The organism is Streptomyces sp. NPDC051018, assembly GCF_044456085.1.
Taxonomy (GTDB): Bacteria; Actinomycetota; Actinomycetes; order Streptomycetales; family Streptomycetaceae; genus Streptomyces.
Genome location: NZ_JBITFN010000008.1, coordinates 150,599 through 170,790, shown reverse-complemented (window position 1 = coordinate 170,790; position 20,192 = coordinate 150,599). Strand labels below are relative to the sequence as shown.

At 69.4% G+C, this 20,192-nt stretch carries 15 protein-coding genes; 5 read left to right on the top strand and 10 right to left on the bottom strand.

Annotation, left to right across the window (positions count from 1 at the left end; translation table 11 throughout):
* Positions 1-23: 23 nt before the first annotated feature.
* From prcB to arc, 4 genes are all read right to left on the bottom strand, one after another.
* Positions 24-869 (bottom strand): proteasome subunit beta, encoded by an 846-nt coding sequence (prcB, locus tag ACIBCM_RS16285; RefSeq protein WP_399243584.1) that lies wholly within the window; start codon positions 867-869, stop codon positions 24-26.
* 170 nt (positions 870-1,039) lie between these two features.
* Complete coding sequence (locus ACIBCM_RS16280; protein WP_011027899.1) at positions 1,040-1,258, bottom strand: ubiquitin-like protein Pup; 219 nt, start codon at positions 1,256-1,258, stop codon at positions 1,040-1,042.
* 160 nt (positions 1,259-1,418) lie between these two features.
* Entirely contained in the window at positions 1,419-2,930 is a 1,512-nt protein-coding gene (gene dop, locus ACIBCM_RS16275; RefSeq protein ID WP_399243581.1) for a depupylase/deamidase Dop, read from the bottom strand.
* A 256-nt stretch (positions 2,931-3,186) separates the two neighbouring features.
* Positions 3,187-4,953, bottom strand: coding sequence for a proteasome ATPase (arc, locus tag ACIBCM_RS16270; RefSeq protein ID WP_399243579.1), 1,767 nt, complete (start codon positions 4,951-4,953; stop codon positions 3,187-3,189).
* Positions 4,954-5,219: 266 nt separating this feature from the next.
* Here arc and ACIBCM_RS16265 point away from each other — a divergent pair, with 266 nt between their 5' ends.
* On the top strand, positions 5,220-5,540 hold the full coding sequence (locus ACIBCM_RS16265) for a ferredoxin (protein WP_399243577.1): 321 nt from the start codon (positions 5,220-5,222) through the stop codon (positions 5,538-5,540).
* 131 nt (positions 5,541-5,671) lie between these two features.
* On the opposite strand, the gene ACIBCM_RS16260 is transcribed toward ACIBCM_RS16265, so the two are convergent.
* From ACIBCM_RS16260 to ACIBCM_RS16250, 3 genes are all read right to left on the bottom strand, one after another.
* Positions 5,672-6,259, bottom strand: coding sequence for a hypothetical protein (locus tag ACIBCM_RS16260; protein ID WP_399243575.1), 588 nt, complete (start codon positions 6,257-6,259; stop codon positions 5,672-5,674).
* A gap of 269 nt (positions 6,260-6,528) precedes the next feature.
* Positions 6,529-7,416, bottom strand: a complete 888-nt coding sequence (locus ACIBCM_RS16255; RefSeq protein WP_389270124.1) for a tRNA (adenine-N1)-methyltransferase — start codon at positions 7,414-7,416, stop codon at positions 6,529-6,531.
* 458 nt (positions 7,417-7,874) lie between these two features.
* The gene (locus tag ACIBCM_RS16250) at positions 7,875-9,122 is read right to left on the bottom strand and encodes a site-2 protease family protein (protein ID WP_399243573.1); all 1,248 of its coding nucleotides are present in this window, start codon (positions 9,120-9,122) and stop codon (positions 7,875-7,877) included.
* Positions 9,123-9,253: 131 nt separating this feature from the next.
* Here ACIBCM_RS16250 and ACIBCM_RS16245 point away from each other — a divergent pair, with 131 nt between their 5' ends.
* Together ACIBCM_RS16245 and ACIBCM_RS16240 are read left to right on the top strand one after the other, a co-directional pair.
* Positions 9,254-10,132: a RecB family exonuclease gene (locus ACIBCM_RS16245; RefSeq protein ID WP_399243571.1), complete on the top strand. Its 879-nt coding sequence runs from the start codon at positions 9,254-9,256 to the stop codon at positions 10,130-10,132.
* A gap of 15 nt (positions 10,133-10,147) precedes the next feature.
* Positions 10,148-10,819: a response regulator gene (locus tag ACIBCM_RS16240; protein ID WP_399243569.1), complete on the top strand. Its 672-nt coding sequence runs from the start codon at positions 10,148-10,150 to the stop codon at positions 10,817-10,819.
* Between the two features lie 81 nt (positions 10,820-10,900).
* Here the strand turns inward: ACIBCM_RS16240 and ACIBCM_RS16235 are convergent, their stop codons facing one another.
* From ACIBCM_RS16235 to metH, 3 genes are all read right to left on the bottom strand, one after another.
* Positions 10,901-12,484: an ABC transporter substrate-binding protein gene (locus ACIBCM_RS16235; RefSeq protein WP_399243567.1), complete on the bottom strand. Its 1,584-nt coding sequence runs from the start codon at positions 12,482-12,484 to the stop codon at positions 10,901-10,903.
* Between the two features lie 532 nt (positions 12,485-13,016).
* Positions 13,017-13,718, bottom strand: coding sequence for an HAD family hydrolase (locus ACIBCM_RS16230; protein ID WP_399243565.1), 702 nt, complete (start codon positions 13,716-13,718; stop codon positions 13,017-13,019).
* A gap of 193 nt (positions 13,719-13,911) precedes the next feature.
* Positions 13,912-17,451: a methionine synthase gene (gene metH / locus ACIBCM_RS16225; RefSeq protein WP_399243563.1), complete on the bottom strand. Its 3,540-nt coding sequence runs from the start codon at positions 17,449-17,451 to the stop codon at positions 13,912-13,914.
* A 375-nt stretch (positions 17,452-17,826) separates the two neighbouring features.
* Here metH and ACIBCM_RS16220 point away from each other — a divergent pair, with 375 nt between their 5' ends.
* Both ACIBCM_RS16220 and ACIBCM_RS16215 read left to right on the top strand, forming a co-directional pair.
* Positions 17,827-18,591 carry an IclR family transcriptional regulator gene (locus ACIBCM_RS16220; protein ID WP_399243562.1) on the top strand — a complete coding sequence of 255 codons (765 nt, stop codon included), beginning with the start codon at positions 17,827-17,829 and terminating at the stop codon, positions 18,589-18,591.
* Positions 18,592-19,336: 745 nt separating this feature from the next.
* Entirely contained in the window at positions 19,337-20,119 is a 783-nt protein-coding gene (locus ACIBCM_RS16215) for an MIP/aquaporin family protein (protein ID WP_399243560.1), read from the top strand.
* The last annotated feature ends 73 nt before the right edge of the window (positions 20,120-20,192 follow it).

Here is a 20,192-nt window from a genome sequence, read left to right as displayed (position 1 = left end):
CCTTTCTGTCAGTGGCGAGTACATCAGAGGAGCGCGGCGCGCGGGCCGTCGGGCTGTTCGAGACGGCGGTCCACGATCGAGCGGGCGACCGCGGAGGACTCCTCGTCGGTGAGGCGGCGGAAACCGTCCTCGGTGATCACGGTGACGAGCGGGAAGATCCGGCGGGCGATATCGGGCCCGCCGGTCGCCGAGTCGTCGTCCGCCGCGTCGTACAACGCCTGGACCACCAGTGTGGTGGCCTGTTCCTCGGTCAGATCGTCGCGGTAGAGCTTCTTCATGGCCCCGCGGGCGAAGATCGAGCCGGAACCGGTGCCCGCGTACCCCTGCTCCTCGGAGCGGCCGCCGGTCACGTCGTAGGAGAAGATACGGCCGGTGCCGCGGTCCACGTCGTACCCCGCGAAGAGGGGCACCACGGCCAGGCCCTGCATGGCCATGCCGAGATTGCCGCGGATCATGGTGGACAGCCGGTTGGCCTTGCCCTCCAGGGAGAGCTGGGCGCCCTCGACCTTCTCGAAGTGCTCCAGCTCCAGCTGGAACAGCTTGACCATCTCCACGGCGAGCCCCGCGCTGCCCGCGATGCCCACCGCCGAGTACTCATCGGCCGGGAACACCTTCTCCATGTCCCGCTGCGCGATCATGTTCCCCATCGTGGCGCGGCGGTCACCGGCGAGCACCACGCCCCCGGGGAACGTCACGGCCACGATCGTCGTGCCGTGCGGGGCCTCGAAGGCCCCCTGCACGGGCGGCAGCACCCGCTTCCCGGGCAGCAGCTCCGGGGAGTGGTCGCCGAGGAAGTCCATGAAGGACGAGGAGCCCGGTGTCAGGAAGGCTGCTGGCAGACGCCCGGTGCCACGAGTGTTGGCTTCCACGAGTTTCCTTCCGGATAGGCGGCGGCCCGCCGTGTCGGGCGCGGGCCGATCTTACGAACTGTGCACGGACCTTACCCGCGCCGTGACCGCTCATCCGCCCCGGTGCGCGGCTCTCGCCGGCGCACCGGAACGGATGGACGGGGGAGATGTCCCCCTGCGGTCCGGGGGAGCTACTCTCCGCCCTTTTGCACAAAGGAACGCACGAAGTCCTCGGCGTTCTCCTCGAGCACGTCGTCGATTTCGTCGAGTACGGAGTCCACGTCGTCGGACAGCTTCTCCTGGCGCTCCTTGAGGTCTTCCGAGGCCTGCGCGTCCTGCGCCTGCTCCTCGACCTCCTCCGTGGAACGCGTGGCCTTCTGCTGTCCGCCGCCGGTGTCCTTGGTCGCCATGTCCCTCACCCCGCTCGGTTTGCCCTGACGTGAGTTCGTCCGGTCAAGATCAGACGCTACCCAGACACTACAAGGAGCGTCTGACATCGGCCCCGCACTTCTCTCAACGTCCGGGGACCACCTTCATGATTCCCGGACATGATTCCCGGACGGGAGCCTTTTAGCCTCCGGACAGCACCCGGACCAGGTCTTCCGCGGTCCGGCAGCGGTCCAGGAGCTCCTTGACGTGGTTGCGCGTGCCCCTCAGCGGCTCCAGGGTGGGCACCCGCTGGAGGGAGTCACGGCCCGGCAGATCGAAGATCACCGAGTCCCAGGAGGCCGCGGCCACGTCGTCCGCGTACTGCTCCAGGCACCGGCCCCGGAAGTAGGCCCTGGTGTCCTCCGGTGGCTTGGTCCCGGCCCGTGCGACGTCCTGCTCGTCCAGGAGCCGCTTCATCTTCCCGCGGGCCGCCAGACGGTTGTACAGGCCCTTGTCGGGCCGTACGTCCGCGTACTGGAGGTCCACCAGATGGAGGCGGGCCGCGTCCCAGTCGAGGCCGTCCCGCCTGCGGTAGCCCTCCATCAGCTCCTTCTTCGCGATCCAGTCCAGCTCGCCCGACAGGCTCATCGGATCGTTCTCCAGACGGTTGAGCGTGTCCTCCCAGCGGGCCAGGACGTCCTTGGTCTGCTCGTCGGCGTCCGCGCCGAAGCGTTCCTCGACGTACTTCCTGGCCAGCTCGAAGTACTCCATCTGGAGCTGGACCGCGGTGAGTGTCCGGCCGCTGCGCAGAGTGATCAGCCGCTCCAGCCCCGGATCGTGCGAGACCTGGTGCAGGGTGCGCACCGGCTGGTCGACCGCGAGATCGACGGCGATGAAGCCGTCCTCGATCATCGACAGCACCAGTGCGGTGGTGCCCAGCTTGAGATAGGTCGAGATCTCCGAGAGATTCGCGTCTCCGATGATCACATGGAGCCTGCGGTACTTCTCGGCGTCGGAGTGGGGCTCGTCGCGGGTATTGATGATGGGGCGCTTCAGCGTGGTCTCCAGACCGACCTCGACCTCGAAATAGTCGGCCCGCTGGCTGATCTGGAAGCCGTGCTCATGGCCGTCCTGGCCGATTCCGACCCGTCCCGCGCCGGTGACGACCTGGCGGGAGACGAAGAACGGCGTCAGATGGCGCACGATGTCCGAGAAGGGGGTCTCCCGCTTCATCAGATAGTTCTCGTGGGTGCCGTAGGACGCGCCCTTGTTGTCGGTGTTGTTCTTGTACAGATGGATGGGCTGTGCGCCGGGGAGCTGGGCGGCGCGCTCGGCCGCCTCGGCCATGATCCGCTCCCCGGCCTTGTCCCACAGGACGGCGTCGAGCGGGTTGGTGACCTCCGGTGAGCTGTACTCGGGGTGCGCGTGGTCGACGTAGAGCCGGGCGCCGTTGGTGAGGATCACATTCGCGAGACCGATGTCCTCGTCCGTGAGCTGGCTGGAGTCGGCCGCCTCGCGGGCGAGGTCGAAGCCCCGCGCGTCGCGCAGCGGATTCTCCTCCTCGAAGTCCCAGCGGGCTCGCCGCGCCCGGTGCATCGCCGCCGCGTAGGCGTTGACGATCTGGGACGAGGTGAGCATGGCATTGGCGTTCGGGTGCCCCGGGACGGAGATGCCGTACTCCGTCTCGATACCCATTACTCGCCGTACGGTCATGCGGCCCTCCTTGCCCGGCGGCGTTCCCGTTCGGGAACGGCGCTCAAGTACCGCTGTTGCTCCGGTGCGTGTGCGGTGCCCGTCCCCGCACTGCGCGACTCGGCGGTACCGACGAGCCTAGAACGCCTCTGCGCTGGTGGGGAGATCGTTTTCGTCATTGCTGCGGTGTGGCTCTGCGTATGCGGTGTGGCTGTGCGTGTGGGGAAAGACACCGGCTGCGGACACCCGGACCGGGCGTCCGCAGCCGGTGTGCGCTCTACAGGTACTGTCCGGTGTTCGCCACCGTGTCGATGGAGCGGCCGGTGTCCGCGCCCTGCTTTCCGGTGACGAGGGTACGGATGAAGACGATCCGCTCGCCCTTCTTGCCGGAGATCCGGGCCCAGTCGTCCGGGTTGGTGGTGTTGGGCAGGTCCTCGTTCTCCTTGAACTCGTCCACGCACGCCTGGAGGAGGTGGGAGACCCTCAGACCCTTCTGGTTGTGGTCCAGGAAGGCCTTGATCGCCATCTTCTTGGCCCGGTCCACGATGTTCTGGATCATCGCTCCGGAGTTGAAGTCCTTGAAGTAGAGGACTTCCTTGTCACCGTTGGCGTACGTGACCTCCAGGAAGCGGTTCTCCTCGGACTCCGCGTACATCTGCTCGACCACGGACTGGATCATCGCGTGGGCCGCGGCGGCCTTGGAGCCGTTGTGCTCCGAGAGGTCGTCGGCGTGCAGCGGCAGCGAGGCGGTCAGATACTTCGCGAAGATGTCCTTCGCCGCCTCCGCGTCCGGACGCTCGATCTTGATCTTCACATCGAGCCGGCCGGGGCGCAGGATCGCGGGGTCGATCATGTCCTCGCGGTTCGAGGCGCCGATCACGATCACGTTCTCCAGGCCCTCCACACCGTCGATCTCGGCGAGGAGCTGCGGAACGATGGTGTTCTCCACGTCCGAGCTGACGCCCGAGCCACGGGTGCGGAAGAGGGACTCCATCTCGTCGAAGAAGACGATGACGGGGGTGCCCTCACTGGCCTTCTCACGGGCACGCTGGAAGACGAGGCGGATGTGCCGCTCGGTCTCGCCGACGTACTTGTTGAGCAGCTCCGGGCCCTTGATATTGAGGAAGTAGCTCTTCCCCGCGGGCTGCCCGGTCACCTCGGCGACCTTCTTGGCAAGGGAGTTGGCGACCGCCTTCGCGATCAGCGTCTTGCCGCAGCCCGGCGGGCCGTAGAGCAGGATGCCCTTCGGCGGCCGCAGTTCGTGCTCCTTGAAGAGGTCGGGGTAGAGGTACGGGAGCTCGACGGCGTCGCGGATCATCTCGATCTGCCCGCCGAGGCCGCCGATCTTGTCGTAGTCGACGTCGGGGACCTCTTCGAGGACCAGCTCCTCGACCTCGCTCTTGGGCACGACCTCGTAGACGTACCCGGAGCGCGGCTCCAGCAGCAGGGCGTCGCCGGGGCGGATGGTGATGTCCAGCAGCGGCTCGGCGAGCCGTACCACCCGCTCCTCGTCGGTGTGCCCGACCACCAGGGCACGCTCGCCGTCCTCAAGGATCTCCTTGAGGGTGACGATGTCCCCGGCGCGCTCGAACAGCATGGCCTCGACCACATTGAGCGCTTCGTTGAGCATGACCTCCTGGCCGCGCCTGAGCTCGTCGAGCTCGACGCTGGGGCTGACATTCACCCGGAGCTTGCGGCCCCCGGTGAAGATGTCGCAGGTGCCGTCCTCATTGGCCTGCAGGAAGACACCGAATCCGGCCGGCGGCTGCGCGAGCCGGTCGACCTCCTCCTTGAGGGCCACGATCTGGTCGCGGGCCTCACGGAGCGTATTCGCGAGCCGCTCGTTCTGCGCGGACACGCCGGCCAGGTTTGTCTGTAGCTCGACGATCCGCTCTTCGAGAATCCTCGTGTGTCGCGGAGAGTCGGCGAGCTTGCGGCGCAGGACGGCGATTTCCTGCTCGAGATAGGCAACCTGGCCGGCAGGGTCTTCAGACCCCCGCCCCGGCCGGATGCCGCGGTTGATGTCGTCGTCGTGGGCTGCCACGGTCCTCACCTCCTCCAAGGGGAGCTGGACGCTTCCTGACCCTACCTGGGTGGGTGGTGATTGAAACCCCTAGATCACAAAGACCGTGGGGGCGTGTCCGATCTTCACCCTTGCGCTCTCCCTCACGCCAGGGGAATACCCACCCAGCAACATCCGAAAGCGGGCGGTTGTATCGTCGAAGTGTTCAACACCCGTCAGGGCTGGCACGACTTGCTTCACGTCGGCTCACCGGATGCGCGTATCCCGCGCGGGAAACGGCAGGAGACATGACCGTGCAGCACGAGGTTCCGCCCCGGAGCGCCGCCGACGGCGCCGAGGAGCTGGAGGTCTGGATCGACCAGGACCTCTGCACGGGGGACGGGATCTGTGCGCAGTACGCCCCGGATGTGTTCGAGCTGGACATCGACGGGCTGGCGTATGTGAAGAGCCCCGAGGACGAGCTCCTCCAGGATCCGGGGGCGACGACCCGGGTGCCGCTGCCCCTGCTCAGGGACGTGGTGGACTCCGCGAAGGAGTGTCCGGGCGACTGCATCCATGTGCGTCGCGTCTCGGACAGGGTGGAAGTCTACGGCCCGGACGCCGAGTGATGGTGTGATCACTTTCCGACAGGGGCCGTCGGGAACCGGTTCACGAGGTCGAGCGGGATCGGTTCAGCAGATCATCCGACCCGTACCGCGGGGTCCGTTGTGGCATATGCCACTCCTCTACCCAACCCTCTTCAGAGGGATTGGCTCCCGGCCTCGCCGGAGGTACGGACGAACTTGCCGCCCTGCCACTGCCACTTGACCCGCTCCCGCCGGTCGGGGCAGCACGAGGGCACCTCGGGCGAGGAGTAGCCGAGCAGCGTCGCCGCGATCACCCCGTCACTCAGCGCGATGTCCTCCACGCTGGCCTTGTCGGCGGTCGCGAGCAGGGTGGCCACCACGCGGGGGCCGCCGTCCCGGGACCCGGCCAGCACATAGATCCCGCTCGGCGGTGTGCCGGAACCCGCTTCACAGCGGGCCTCGACCACCGTTTCGGGGCCGCCGTCACCGTCGAGGTCGCCGGTCACCGTCCGGACGACGCGGCCCGGCACCCCGCCGCACTCCAGCGGGAGCTCCACCTCGGCCGGGTCGGGCGCGGGAGCCACGGCGGCCGTCCGCCCGGGCTTGGGCGCCTTCCCGGAGGGGGACTGGCTGGCGGTGGCGTCCCCGGGCTGGAGCAGCCCCGCCACGGCGACGACCCCGGCCATCGCCGCCGCGGTCGCGAGCCAGTGCACGGGGCGGTTGTGCGTGTGCGCGAGGTCCGGGACGGCGGAGGTCTGCACGCGGGAAGTCTCCTGTGACTGCGGTGCCGGCACGAGGTCGGCGGCGGGAGGGAGGTTTGCATCGTGCCATACGTCACAGGTGGGCGGAACAGCGGGGCCCGGGTACGTTTGCGGTACGGTCACGGACTTCGGGTCGCCCAACACGAAGGCGCCGATGCGAAGTTCCCGATTGCGAACGAGAACTCCACGTCGGCGCCCTGGCCCTGTCCCGGCGTCAGCCCCTCACAGGCGGCGGCCGTCCCGGGCCACCGCGTCCTCGGGGCCGTGTGTCAGGACTTGTTGGGCCCCTCGTAGTCCTCACCGTACGCGCCCTTGGCGGGCCTGCGGCGGCGCATCGGCGGCTCCACGCCGTCGGCCAGCCGACGCGCGGTGACCAGGAAGCCCGTGTGGCCGATCATCCGGTGGTCCGGGCGGACGGCCAGTCCTTCGACGTGCCAGTTGCGGATCATCGATTCCCAGGGCTGCGGCTCGGCGAAGCAGCCGATCTCCCGGATGGACTCCACGGTCCGCGCGAGCTGGGTCGTGGTGGCCACGTAGCAGCAGAGGATCCCGCCCGGCACGAGCGCCTTGGAGACGGCCTCCAGGCACTCCCAGGGCGCCAGCATGTCCAGGATGACCCGGTCGACGTCCGCGTCGGACAGATTGTCCTGGAGGTCGCCGACCGTGAGCTGCCAGGCGGGGTGGGGACCGCCGAAGTAGCGCTCCACGTTCTGCTGGGCGATCTCCGCGAAGTCCGGGCGCCGCTCGTACGAGTGCAGCATGCCGTGGTCACCGATGGCGCGCAGCAGGAAGGCGCTCAGTGATCCCGAGCCCACTCCGGCCTCGACGACGCGGGCGCCGGCGAAGATGTCCGCGAAGGCCAGGATCTGCCCCGCGTCCTTGGGGTAGACCACGGCGGCGCCGCGGGGCATGGACAGGACGTAGTCGGGGAGCAGGGGTCGCAGCGCGAGGTAGGCGACGTTTCCCGTGGTTCGGACAACACTGCCCTCGGGAGCACCGATCAGCTCGTCGTGCGGGAAGGAACCCTTGTGGGTGTGGAAGTTCTTCCCGGCTTCGAGCGTGAACGTGTAGTGGCGTCCCTTGGGGTCGGTGAGCTGGACCTGGTCCCCGACCTTGAAGGGCCCGCGTCGGCGGGCGGCACCGGTCGGTTCGGACATGTGACCAGCCTACCGGCCACGCGGGTATGCCGGGACCAGTGTCTTTTGTGGCTCGGTTCTCCCTCGGACGGAGTCCGGGGGACCCCCACCGGGGGCCTTCAGTGGGCGGGGGTGAGCGGGCTGGACCGGGGCCGGGCGGGGGGTCTCCGGACGGTGACCGACGCGCGGTGTTTTTTGTGGCTCGGTTCTCCCCCAGACTCCGTCCGGGGGGACCCCCACCGGGGGCCTGAAGTGTGTGTCGACGGTCGATCGTGCTCGACCACTCGTTCCTCGCGGCCTCCGCGCGTTCTCCCTTTCGACACCCACGGCCCCCTTCGGCTCACTCGCCAAGCACAACGGGCGAAAGGAAAGGGTGCGGGACCTCGTTCGCTCACCCACCCGGGGCACCCGGGCGCAGGCCCCCTGAAACTCAGCCGCCAGGCACAACGGGTGAGACGGGGTGAAGGGAAGGGGTGTGGCTAGCCGGAGGGGCGGGCCATGGCCGCCACGAAGGCTTTTTCGACGTCCGCCGCCGAGAGGACGCCGTAGATCTCTCCCGTGTCCTCCACCACCAGGTACTCCGTGGCCGGGGTCGCACGCAGGGTCTCCAGCAGCGGTTCGCCCGCGAGGTCCGCGGGGACCCGCATACCGTCGGTGAGGTCCTGGGCGAGTCCGCTCACCGCGACCCAGGGGCGGCGGTGCTCGGGGACTCCCACGATGGCGGTCTCACGGACCAGGGCGGTCGGGTTGCCCTGGCCGTCGACGACGACGAGGGCCCGGGCACCGGCCTCGTTGGCACGGCGGAGGGCCTCGGAGAGGGGGGTGTCGGACTCCACGGGGACCGCGCGGCGGGTGAGGGTGCGGGCCTGGAGTTCGGGGAGGTGCTCGCGCAGCCGCGCCATGCGCAGACTGTTTCCGGCCCCGGTCCAGATGATCGCGGCGAGGATCGCGGCGAGCAGGGCGTCGGTCACGGTCTCCATGCCGCCGATCTCCTGCGCGGGGTTGCCGAGCGCGCCGGTGTGCGTCAGCAGCGGGAGACCGATCAGGACGGAGACGGCGAGCGCCCTGCCGACCCAGGCGGCGGCGACCGTGCCGCTCATCGGTTTGCCGGTGATCTTCCAGACCACGGCGCGCAGCATACGGCCGCCGTCCAGCGGCAGACCGGGCAGCAGATTGAAGACGGCGACGATCAGGTTGGAGATCATCAGCCCCGCGAGCAGCACGCCCGGTACGGTTCCGGGCTCGACGGCCTGCATGCTCAGGTAGAAGACGCCCGCGAGGACGAGCGAGAGCAGCGGCCCGACGAAGGCCAGGATGAATTCGCGGCCCGGGGTCTCGGACTCCTTCTCGATCTCGGAGACCCCGCCGAAGAACTGGAGCTGGATCCGGCGCACCGGGAGTTTGAAGCGGAGCGCGGCGACGGTGTGCGCCAGCTCATGGACGAGTACGGAGGCGTAGAAGGCGACCGCGAAGAAGAGGGAGACGAGGTAGGAGAGCCCGCCGAGTTCGGGGAGGACCCGGTTGAGCTGGCCGCCGAAGACCCAGGTGATCAGGGCGGCGACGAGGAACCAGCTGGGGGCGACGTATACGGGCACGCCGAAGGGGCGGCCCATCAGGATGCCTCCGCCGGGGCCGTCGGGGCGCTGCCGCTTGCCGTCCTTCGGGGGTGTTCCCCCCGTGTCGGACGTCGCGCGTGAGCGCTCGCCTCTCGAATCGTCCTGGTTCACGGGGTCCCTTCGTCGCGAGACCGCCGATCGGTCCCTGCCTCGATCATCTCTCGTCCGATCATGCAGTGCGCGGTCCTCTGTGGTCGATGGTATTGCGCTCGCTGTCAGTGGCGGGCCGTAGGGTCTGCGTCATGAGGACAAGTCAGGAGCCTTCACCGGGGGCCGTGCCCATGTCTCTTTCGCCTTCCCGGGCGAGCGATTTCATGCAGTGCCCCCTGCTGTACCGGTTCCGTGTGATCGACAGACTTCCGGAGAAGCCGAGTGAGGCGGCTACCCGGGGGACGCTGGTGCATGCGGTTCTGGAGCGGCTTTTCGACGCACCGGCGGTGGAGCGGACGCCGCCGCGGGCGAAGGCACTGATTCCGGGCCAGTGGGACAGACTGCTGGAGTCCCGGCCCGAGCTGGGGGATCTCTTCGCCGGGGACGAGGGCGGTGAGCGGCTGGCGCGCTGGCTGGGCGAGGCCGAGGCGCTGGTGGAGCGGTGGTTCTCGCTGGAGGATCCGACGCGTCTGGAGCCGGCCGAGCGGGAGATGTCCGTCGAGACCGAGCTGGATTCGGGGCTGCGGCTGCGCGGGGTGATCGACCGGGTGGATGTGGCGCCGACGGGCGAGGTGCGGATCGTCGACTACAAGACGGGCAAGGCTCCGCGTCCGGAGTACAGCGAGGGCGCGCTGTTCCAGATGAAGTTCTACGCGCTGGTGATCTGGCGGCTGAAGCGGGTGGTGCCGCGCCGGCTCCAGCTGGTGTATCTGGGCAGCGGGGATGTGCTGACGTACGACCCGGTTCCGGAGGATCTGGAGCGGGTGGAGCGCAAGCTGCTGGCGCTGTGGGAGGCGATCAGGCAGGCGACCGAGTCGGGGGACTGGCGGCCTCGGCCGACGAAGCTGTGCGGCTGGTGCGATCACCGGTCGGTCTGCCCGGAATTCGGGGGTACTCCCCCGGTCTATCCGCTGAGCGTTTCCCCGCGCGGGTCGTCCGAGGACGGTCAGGGCAGAATGGGTCCGGACTGAATGTGAGGAGTTCCTGTGGCTATTCGCGTCCTGCTGGTCGATGACCAGCCGCTGTTGCGCACCGGATTCCGGATGATCCTGGAGGCCGAGCAGGACATCGCGGTCGTCGGCGAGGCCGGGGACGGTCTTCAGGCGCTCGACCAGGTGCGCGCGCTTCAGCCCGATGTGGTGCTGATGGACATCCGGATGCCCCGGATGGACGGGGTGGAGGCGACCCGGCAGATCACCGGTCCCGGCCGGGACGGCCCGGCGAAGGTGCTGGTGCTGACGACGTTCGATCTCGATGAGTATGTGGTGGAGGCGCTGCGGGCGGGTGCCTCGGGCTTTCTGCTGAAGGACGCGCCGGCGAATGAGCTGGTGCAGGCGATCCGGGTGGTCGCCGCGGGCGAGGCGATGCTGGCGCCGAGCATCACCCGCAGGCTCCTCGACAAGTACGCGGAGCATCTGCCCTCGGGCGAGGAGGCCGTTCCGGACACTCTGCACACGCTGACCGAGCGTGAGGTGGAGGTGCTGAAGCTCGTGGCGCGCGGGCTGTCGAACGCCGAGATCGCCGCGGATCTGTTCGTCAGCGAGACGACCGTGAAGACGCATGTGGGTCATGTGCTGACCAAGCTGTCCCTGCGTGACCGTGTCCAGGCCGCGGTCTACGCGTACGAGAGCGGTCTGGTCCGGCCCGGGGCGCAGTAAACCCCGGCGGCCCCCCGTCGTACACGGCCGGGCGGTGGCGGGCAGGTGCCCGCCGCCGCCCGGCCGTGTGGCGTCTGACGGCTACTTCACGCCTTTGCCCAGTTCCCAGAGCTGAAGGTCCGCGCTGGCGTTGAGGAGTCGCTCGACTCCGGTGACATCGGTGCGGGCGGCGACGTAGTGCTTGCTCTGCCACAGCGGCAGTACGGGTACGTCCTCCGCGACGATGTCCTGGATCTGGCCGAAGGTCCGGATGGCGGCGCCCCGGTCGGCCTGGCGGCGCGACTGGGGTATCAGCGCCAGTGCCTCGTCGCTCCGGTAGGGCGAGCCGAGGAAGTTGTCCTTCTCCAGGAAGGGCGCGATGTAGTTGTCGGGGTCGGGGAAGTCGGGTACCCAGCCGAGGCCGTAGACGGGGTAGTCGCCCCGCTTGCCCGCCGTGCGGAACTCGGACCACGCGGAGCCCTTGACCGTGACGGAGAACAGCCCGGTGGCGTTCAGCTGGTCCCGGATGACCTCGTACTCCTTGGCCGCGTAGCGGTCCGCGGCGTAGTGGAGCGTGACCTTCACGGGAGTGGTGATGTCCGCCGCCCGCAGGATCCGTGCGGCCTTCTTCCGGTCGGGATCGCCGTACCGGTTGTAGAAGGAGTTCTTGTGCGCGAGGACGTTCGCCGGGATCAGCGAGTACAGGGGCTCGGCGGTGGAGCCGTAGACCTTGGCGGCGATCTCGCCGCGGTCGATGACGGAGGCCATCGCCTGGCGGACGGCCTTGTTCTTCACCGAGGGGTCGTTCGTGTTGAACGCCAGGTACTGGATGGAGAGTCCGGGCAGTTCGGTGAGTTCGATGCCCTTCTTGGGCTTGTTCAGCATGCCCGTGATGTGTTCCGTGGCCAGCTCGCGGGTGGCGATGTCGATCTCGCCCTTCTCCAGCGCGCCGGTCATGTCCTTGGAGTCCTTGAAGATCCTCAGCACGACCTTGGAGTTCCGCAGCCGGGCGTCGCCCCGGTACGCCTTGTTCTTCGAGAAGACGATCCTGGTGGCTTTGCCCTTCTCGGTGTCGGCCTTCATCGTGTACGGGCCCGAGCCGTCGACCTGGAAGCCGGCGCGGAGCCTGTGGCCGTCGTACTTCTTCTTGCTGAGGATCGCGGCGGCCGGCGTGGACAGTTTGAAGGGGAACGTCGCGTCCGGGGTGGCGAGATGGAAGACGATCTCGGAGCCCTTGGTGTCGATGGCGTCGACGTTCGACAGCAGGGCGGCGGCGCCGTTGTCGTCGTTGATGGCCAGCAGCCGCTCGACGGAGAACTTGACGTCCTCGACGGTGATGGGACTGCCGTCGGAGAACGTCAGCCCGCTGCGGAGTGTGCAGCGGTAGCTCTGGGAGGCCCGGTCGGTGAACCCGCAGGACTTGGCCGCGTCCGGCACGGGCTTGCCGCCGCGCGGGGCGTACAGCAGGGTCTGGACGGTCTGGCGGAGCACGTTCCAGGAGCCGGTGTCGTAGGCGTACGCCGGGTCGAGCGGTGCCGGGCCCTTGCTGTCGGCGATGAGCTGGTCCGTGGTGCCCACGACAATGGTGTCATCGCCGCCGGACCCGCCCGTCGAACCGCCGCAGCCGGCGAGTACGGGGGCGAGCAGTCCGGCGAGGGCCGGCAGCACCAGAGTCTTACGGTTCATCCTGGACGTTCTCCTCATCCGGCACTGGGTACGGCGTGCAAGGGAGACTTCGCCGCGGGCCGCCCGGTCGGGGCGGTTCCGCAGAGGCCGGGAGGCAGGACGGTCGGCCCTGTTTTCACGGCGGTTGCGCGACCGCCGGGGCGCATCGGGTGTTGCGGCGAAGACTCGCGAAGAGATTAGTCGGAGTCGGCCGGACAGGTTTCACCGGGCCCATAACGGTTTCACCGGACCCGAGTTGGGCCGTATTCGCTCAGTGATCAAATATGTCCCTGCGTGGCCGACCGCGCCACGGAATGTTTCGTACAGGGGTCCATCAATGCGGACACAAAGAACCCCCGGACGCCCCTGTCCGGGGGCGAGGGCCGCTCTGGACTCATCCGTCCAGAGCGTTTGCGGTGATGAATGTCACGTCGGCAAACCCCGCCGAAAGGGCGCTGAAAAAGATCAGGGAAAAGACGCGGGGGCCGATGGGATATTCACCGGGAACGGCCGGATTTTCTCTTGCATTCAAGATGCACGGACAGTACACGCATCACTTCGGCGAGGTGATGAGCGCCCGGAGGAAACCGAGGTCCACTTCTTCGAGGGAGCCCACGACGACCCGGCCCTCCGCAGGTGCGATCGGCGCAACCGACGGCACCGCCACGACCCGGCAGCCCGCGGCCTCGGCGGCGGCCACCCCGGTGGCCGTGTCCTCGATGACGGCGCATCTCGCGGGCTCGGCGCCCAGCCCGCGCGCGGCGAGCAGATAGGGGTCCGGGTGCGGCTTGGTCCGCGGGACCTCGTCGCCCGCGACGGAGAGCGCGAAGTACTCCGGGCCCAGCGACCCGAGGACCCGGTCGATGATCCGGCGGTGCGAGGCGGAGACCAGGGCGGTGGGCACCCGCTGGTCGGCCAGCTCCGCGAGCAGGCGCTCCGCGCCCGGCATCAGCGGCACGCCCTGGCTGATGCGCTTCTCGAAGGCGTCGTTGAGCAGCACGGTCACCTCGGGCAGGGTGATGTCGGCGCCCGTCACCTCGATGAGATAACCGGCGCTGCGCGTCATGGGGCCGCCGACGACCACGTCCCGCCATGCTTCGTCCAGCGTGTGCCCCAGCTCCGCGAAGACCCGCACCTCGGCGTCCCACCAGAAGCCTTCGGTGTCGACGAGGGTGCCGTCCATGTCCAGCAGCACGGCCTGGAGTGCCGAGCCCTCGGCCGTACGGGTGAGGGACGCGGGGATCGTGCTGGTCATCGGCACACCTCCGTGAGGGACGAGAAGGCCGGCCGCCTTTCCCCACGGCTTTCCCAGGGGGACGGGCGACCGGCCTGCGTTGGACCGACCAGTCTACGACTCGTCCGGCGATGCTGCCGGGAACCGCGCGAGACGGCGTGCGATCTGGATCACACGGTCCGCCCGGCGGTCACGGCCGCACCGCGCGCATTCCTCAGCGGGCGTTGAAGTACTTCGCCTCGGGGTGGTGGATCACGATGGCGTCCGTGGACTGCTCCGGGTGGAGCTGGAACTCCTCGGAGAGCTTGACCCCGATCCGCTCCGGCTCCAGCAGCTCGGCGATCTTCGCCCGGTCCTCCAGGTCGGGGCACGCTCCGTAGCCGAGCGAGAACCGCGCGCCCCGGTACTTGAGGGCGAACATGTCCTCGACGTCGGCCGGGTCCTCGCCCCCGAAGCCCAGCTCGGCGCGCACCCGCGCGTGCCAGTACTCGGCCAGCGCCTCCGCCAGCTGGACGGAGAGCCCGTGCAGCTCCAGATAGTCGCGGTAGGAGTCCGAGGCGAACAGCTCGGCGGTGGCCTCCCCGATCCTGGAGCCGACGGTGACCACCTGGAGCCCCACGACATCCCGCTCGCCGGACTCCTCCGGGCGGAAGAAGTCCGCGAGGCAGAGCCGGCGGCCCCGCCGCTGGCGCGGGAAGGAGAACCGGGTGCGTTCCGAGCCGTCCTCGTTGAGCAGGATCAGATCGTCGCCCTTGGAGACACAGGGGAAGTAGCCGTAGACCACGGCCGCCTCCAGCAGATTGCCGGTGTGGAGCCGGTCCAGCAGACCGCGCAGCCGGGGCCGTCCCTCGGTCTCCACCAGCTCCTCGTACGTCGGTCCGTCGCCGGCGCGGGCCTGCTTCAGTCCCCACTGGCCCTTGAAGAGGGCGCCTTCGTCCAGCCAGGAGGCGTACTCCTTCAGCTGGATGCCCTTGATCACCCGGGTGCCCCAGAACGGCGGCTCGGGGACGGGGTTGTCGACGGCGACGTCGGAGCGTACAGCGCCTTCGGCCTCCTCGCCGGCCCGCTCCTCGGTGACGGCGGTGGCCGTGGCCCTGACGCGGCGCTGCTTCAGCTCGGGGAGGGTGGCACCCGGGACCCCCCGCTTCACGGAGATCAGGGCGTCCATCAGCCGCAGTCCCTCGAAGGCGTCACGGGCGTAACGGACCTCGCCCTCGTAGATCTCGTGGAGGTCCTGCTCCACATAGGCGCGGGTCAGGGCGGCCCCGCCAAGGATGACCGGGTACTCGGCGGCCAGCTTGCGCTGGTTCAGCTCCTCCAGGTTCTCCTTCATGATCACCGTGGACTTCACCAGCAGGCCGGACATGCCGATCACATCCGCCCGGTGCTCCTCGGCGGCCTCCAGAATCGCGGAGACGGGCTGCTTGATGCCCAGATTGACCACGTTGTAGCCGTTGTTGGAGAGGATGATGTCGACGAGGTTCTTGCCGATGTCATGGACGTCCCCGCGCACGGTGGCCAGCACGATGGTGCCCTTGCCCGCTCCGCCCGGCCCGTCCACCTTCTCCATGTGCGGCTCCAGCCAGGCCACCGCGATCTTCATCACCTCGGCGGACTGGAGGACGAACGGCAGCTGCATCTGGCCGGAGCCGAACAGTTCACCGACGACCTTCATGCCCTCCAGGAGGGTGTCGTTGACGATGTCGAGGGCGGGGCGCTCCTCGAGCGCCTCGGCGAGGTCGGCCTCCAGGCCGTTCTTCTCGCCGTCGACGATCCGGCGCCGCAGCCGCTCCTCCAGCGGCAGGGCCAGCAGTTCCTCGGCCTTGCCCGCTTTCAGGGACTTGGTGTCGACGCCCTCGAACAGCTCCATCAGCCGCTGGAGCGGGTCGTAGCCCTCCCGGCGGCGGTCGTGGATGAGGTCGAGGGCGGTGGTGACCTGCTCCTCGTCGAAGCGCGCGATCGGGAGGATCTTGCTCGCGTGCACGATCGCGGAGTCCAGACCGGCCTTGACGCACTCGTCGAGGAAGACGGAGTTGAGGAGGATCCGGGCGGCCGGGTTGAGGCCGAAGGAGATGTTGGAGAGGCCGAGGGTGGTCTGGACGTCGGGGTGGCGCCGCTTGAGCTCCCGGATCGCCTCGATGGTGTGAACGCCGTCCTTGCGGGACTCCTCCTGGCCCGTGCAGATGGTGAAGGTCAGGGTGTCGATGAGGATGTCGGACTCGTGGATGCCCCAGTTGCCGGTCAGATCGGCGATGAGCCGTTGCGCGACGGCGACCTTGTGCTCGACCGAGCGGGCCTGGCCCTCCTCGTCGATGGTCAGGGCGATCAGGGCTGCGCCGTGCTCCTGCGCCAGCCGGGTGACCTTGGCGAAGCGGGAGTCGGGGCCGTCGCCGTCCTCGTAGTTGACGGAGTTGATGACGGCCCGGCCGCCCAGCTTCTCCAGGCCGGCGCGGATGACGTCGACCTCGGTGGAGTCCAGCACGATCGGCAGGGTGGAGGCGGTGGCGAAGCGGCCGGCCAGCTCCTCCATGTCGGCGACGCCGTCGCGGCCGACGTAGTCGACGCACAGGTCGAGCATGTGCGCGCCCTCGCGGATCTGGTCGCGGGCCAGCTCCACGCAGTCGTCCCAGCGGCCCTCCAGCATGGCCTCGCGGAACTTCTTGGATCCATTGGCGTTGGTCCGCTCCCCGATCGCCATGTACGCGGTGTCCTGGCGGAACGGCACGGTCTGGTAGAGCGAGGCCGCTCCCGGCTCGGGCCTCGGCCGGCGCTCGGTGGGCGCGATTCCCCGTACGCGCTCCACGACCCGGCGCAGATGCTCCGGGGTCGTACCGCAGCAGCCGCCGACCAGGGAGAGGCCGTACTCGCGGACGAAGGTCTCCTGGGCGTCGGCCAGCTCGTCCGCCGTCAGGGGGTAGTGGGCGCCGTCCTTGCCGAGGACGGGCAGCCCCGCGTTGGGCATACAGGACAGCGGGATACGGGAGTGGCGGGCCAGATAGCGCAGATGCTCGCTCATCTCGGCGGGGCCGGTGGCGCAGTTGAGCCCGATCATGTCGATACCGAGCGGCTCCAGCGCGGTGAGCGCGGCCCCGATCTCGGATCCGAGCAGCATCGTGCCGGTGGTCTCGACGGTGACCGAGCAGATCAGCGGCAGATCGGCGCCGGTGGCCCCGAGGGCGCGGCGGGCGCCGAGGACGGCGGCCTTGGTCTGGAGGAGGTCCTGGGTGGTCTCCACGATCAGGGCGTCGGCACCGCCCGCGATCATGCCTTCCGCGTTGCTCTGGTAGGCGTCGCGAAGGGTGGTGTACGGGGCGTGGCCGAGCGTCGGCAGCTTGGTGCCGGGGCCCATCGAGCCGAGGACCCAGCGCTGCTGTCCGGTGGCGGCGGTGGCCTCGTCGGCGGCCTCGCGGGCGAGGCGCGCGCCCGCCTCGGAGAGTTCGTGGACGCGTTCGGGGATGTCGTACTCCGCCAGTGCGGCGAAGTTGGCACCGAAGGTGTTGGTCTCGACGCAGTCGACTCCGACCTCGAAATAGGCCGAATGGACGGACCGCACGATGTCGGGACGGGTGATGTTCAGGATCTCGTTGCAGCCTTCGAGGTCCTGGAAGTCCTCCAGTGTCGGATCCTGGGCCTGGAGCATGGTGCCCATCGCCCCGTCGGCGACGACGACCCGCGTGGCGAGGGCCTCGCGGAGTGCTTCGATGCGGGTCCGGCTGTCGGCGGACGGTACGGAAGGGGACGGCGACGAGGCCATGAACGGGCTCCCTGGGCTGCGACGGCTGTCGGCTTTGCGGCTTCCGGTGGAAGGCGCACGAAGTCAGAGTAACCGGGCGGGGCGCCGCGGGGCAGATTGTCCCACGGGGCGGACTCCTTCCCCCCGCGCTCCCCGAGCTCGCCACGGGTGCCCCACCATGTCCCTCACCGGAGCGCCCGGCGTCCGGAACCGGGACCCCCGGCCGTCGCGGGGGCCGGCCCTCGCGACGGGGTTCGCGACGCCTCCCCCGATGGGGGCTCTCGTTGTGGGTTTTCTGTGAAGCCCCCGGCGCGAGATACTCACTCGGCGGGACCCAGGTCGACATCGGCCGATAGTGTTCAGCATTGTCGAACAGCAGTGGAGAGGGCCGATCCGATGGCGAAGAACATCCAGTCTCTCGAGCGCGCGGCCGCGATGCTGCGGCTGCTCGCGGGCGGGGAGCGCCGGCTCGGCCTGTCGGACATCGCCTCCTCGCTGGATCTGGCCAAGGGCACCGCGCACGGCATTCTGCGCACGCTCCAGGCGGAGGGATTCGTCGAGCAGGACCCGGCGTCCGGCCGCTATCAGCTGGGGGCCGAGCTGCTGCGGCTCGGCAATAGCTATCTCGATGTGCACGAGCTGCGTGCGCGGGCCCTCGTCTGGACGGACGACCTGGCGCGCTCCAGCGGCGAGAGCGTCCACCTCGGTGTGCTGCACCAGCACGGAGTGCTCGTCGTCCACCATGTCTTCCGGCCGGACGACAGCCGGCAGGTCCTGGAGGTGGGGGCCATGCAGCCGCTGCACTCCACGGCCCTGGGCAAGGTCCTGGCGGCGTACGACCCGGTGGCGCACACCGAGGCGGTGGAGAGCGACCGCAAGTCCTTCACACCCCGGACGGTGACGGACCTGGAGGAGTTCGAGGCGGTGCTCGACGGGACCCGTGCCCGCGGCTGGGCGGCCGATGTGGAGGAGACCTGGGAGGGGGTCGCGGCCGTGGCCGCGCCCATCCACGACCGCCGCCGGATGCCGGTGGGGGCGGTCGCGATCACGGGCTCGGTCGAGCGGATCTGCGACGGTACCGAGCTGCGGCCCGCGCTGATCACGGCCGTACGGGAGTGTGCGCGGGCGGTCTCCCGCGATCTGGGCGCCGGCCGGTTCTGAACACCGGGGCGGGCGCCCGGCGTTCCGGGCACGGCGGGCACGGGGCCGGGAAGCCGGCCCCGAGGCGGCCGGGCCCGGAGCAGGAGCCCCGCCGTCGGGGCCGGACAGCCGGCCGATCCGCGGTGGGCGACTCCCCCGGGCCGGACACCGCGCCGGCCCCGGGCAGGCACCCGGCCCCAGGGCCCGGTCCACCGGTTCGGAGCCTGCCTGCGCCGCTCCCCCACGGCCCAGACTCCCGGCTCGCCCACGATTCGGTCGACCGGCACCCCTTCACCACCGCCCGCGGGGCGGGCACGCCGACCCGCACAGGGGCGCACCGCCCTCCGAGCGAGAACGCGCCCGCCCCGGCTCCACGCCCGCCCGCCGGGGGTGACCGCCCTCGCCACGCCCCGCCACCGCGCCGGCGCCCGCCCGGCCGCATGACCCGCCACCGCGCCGGTCCTCGCCGGCCCTCTCCGTACACCCGGCCACGGACCTCCCCCGCCCCGCACACACTCCCGACCGGGCGAAACCAGCATTTCCGTCGCATCATCTGATAGCGATCGAATTTTCGGTCGTGCAGGTCTTGACGTGATGTTGGCGCGGAGAAAGACTGCCGTTCACCGGTCGGCATTGTCGAACACCTTCCGGCAATTCACGCTAGAGTGTGACAGCGCCAAGGGCCGGAAAGCCCTCAGTTGAGGGCGCGATCCCCCGGCGGGAGCCGGGGAATCGCCATCCCTGGACCAAGGACAAAGGAGTCGCGGTGTCCAGCTCCGACATCTTCATCGGCGAGACCATCGGAACAGCCGTACTCATCCTGCTCGGCGGCGGCGTCGTGGCCGCCGTGTCACTGAAGAACTCCAAGGCGCGCGGCGCCGGCTGGCTCGCCATCACCTTCGGCTGGGGCTTCGCCGTCATGACAGCCGTCTATATGACCGCCGCCCTCTCCGGCGCCCATCTCAACCCCGCCGTCACCCTCGGCATCGCCATCAAGGACGAGTCCTGGTCGGACGTTCCCGTCTACCTCGCCGGCCAGCTCCTCGGCGCGATGATCGGCGCGACGCTGGTCTGGGTGGCGTACTACGGGCAGTTCCGCGCCCATCTCACGGACCGGGAGATCATCGGCGACAAGGCGGACATGCCCATCGAGGGCGCGCACAACGGCGGCGCCGGACCCGTGCTGGGCATCTTCTCCACCGGCCCCGAGATCCGTGTCGTCTGGCAGAACCTCGCCACCGAGATCATCGGTACCGCCGTGCTGGTCCTCGCCGTGCTCACCCAGGGGCTCAACGACGACGGCAAGGGCCTGAGCACCCTCGGCGGCCTGATCACCGCGTTCGTCGTCGTCGGCATCGGCCTCTCGCTGGGCGGACCGACGGGGTACGCGATCAACCCGGCCCGCGATCTGGGCCCCCGGATCGTGCACGCCCTGCTGCCGCTGCCGAACAAGGGCGGCTCCGACTGGGGATACGCCTGGATCCCCGTGGTGGGCCCGCTGGCCGGCGGAGCCCTCGCCGCGGGTATCTACGACCTCGCGTTCGTCTGAACCCGATGCGCCCGTACGCCGTACGCCTCACGGGCGGTTCCGCGGGAAGCACAGGTATGACAGGTACAGCCGC

Coding starts and splice junctions, on each gene's coding strand:
- ACIBCM_RS16220 (WP_399243562.1), top strand. CDS start 17,827: ATGGCGAAGAACATCCAGTCTCTCGAGCGCGCGGCCGCGATGCTGCGG.
- metH (WP_399243563.1), bottom strand. CDS start 17,451: ATGGCCTCGTCGCCGTCCCCTTCCGTACCGTCCGCCGACAGCCGGACC.
- ACIBCM_RS16235 (WP_399243567.1), bottom strand. CDS start 12,484: ATGAACCGTAAGACTCTGGTGCTGCCGGCCCTCGCCGGACTGCTCGCC.
- ACIBCM_RS16265 (WP_399243577.1), top strand. CDS start 5,220: ATGACCGTGCAGCACGAGGTTCCGCCCCGGAGCGCCGCCGACGGCGCC.
- ACIBCM_RS16280 (WP_011027899.1), bottom strand. CDS start 1,258: ATGGCGACCAAGGACACCGGCGGCGGACAGCAGAAGGCCACGCGTTCC.
- ACIBCM_RS16255 (WP_389270124.1), bottom strand. CDS start 7,416: ATGTCCGAACCGACCGGTGCCGCCCGCCGACGCGGGCCCTTCAAGGTC.
- ACIBCM_RS16230 (WP_399243565.1), bottom strand. CDS start 13,718: ATGACCAGCACGATCCCCGCGTCCCTCACCCGTACGGCCGAGGGCTCG.
- ACIBCM_RS16245 (WP_399243571.1), top strand. CDS start 9,254: ATGAGGACAAGTCAGGAGCCTTCACCGGGGGCCGTGCCCATGTCTCTT.
- dop (WP_399243581.1), bottom strand. CDS start 2,930: ATGACCGTACGGCGAGTAATGGGTATCGAGACGGAGTACGGCATCTCC.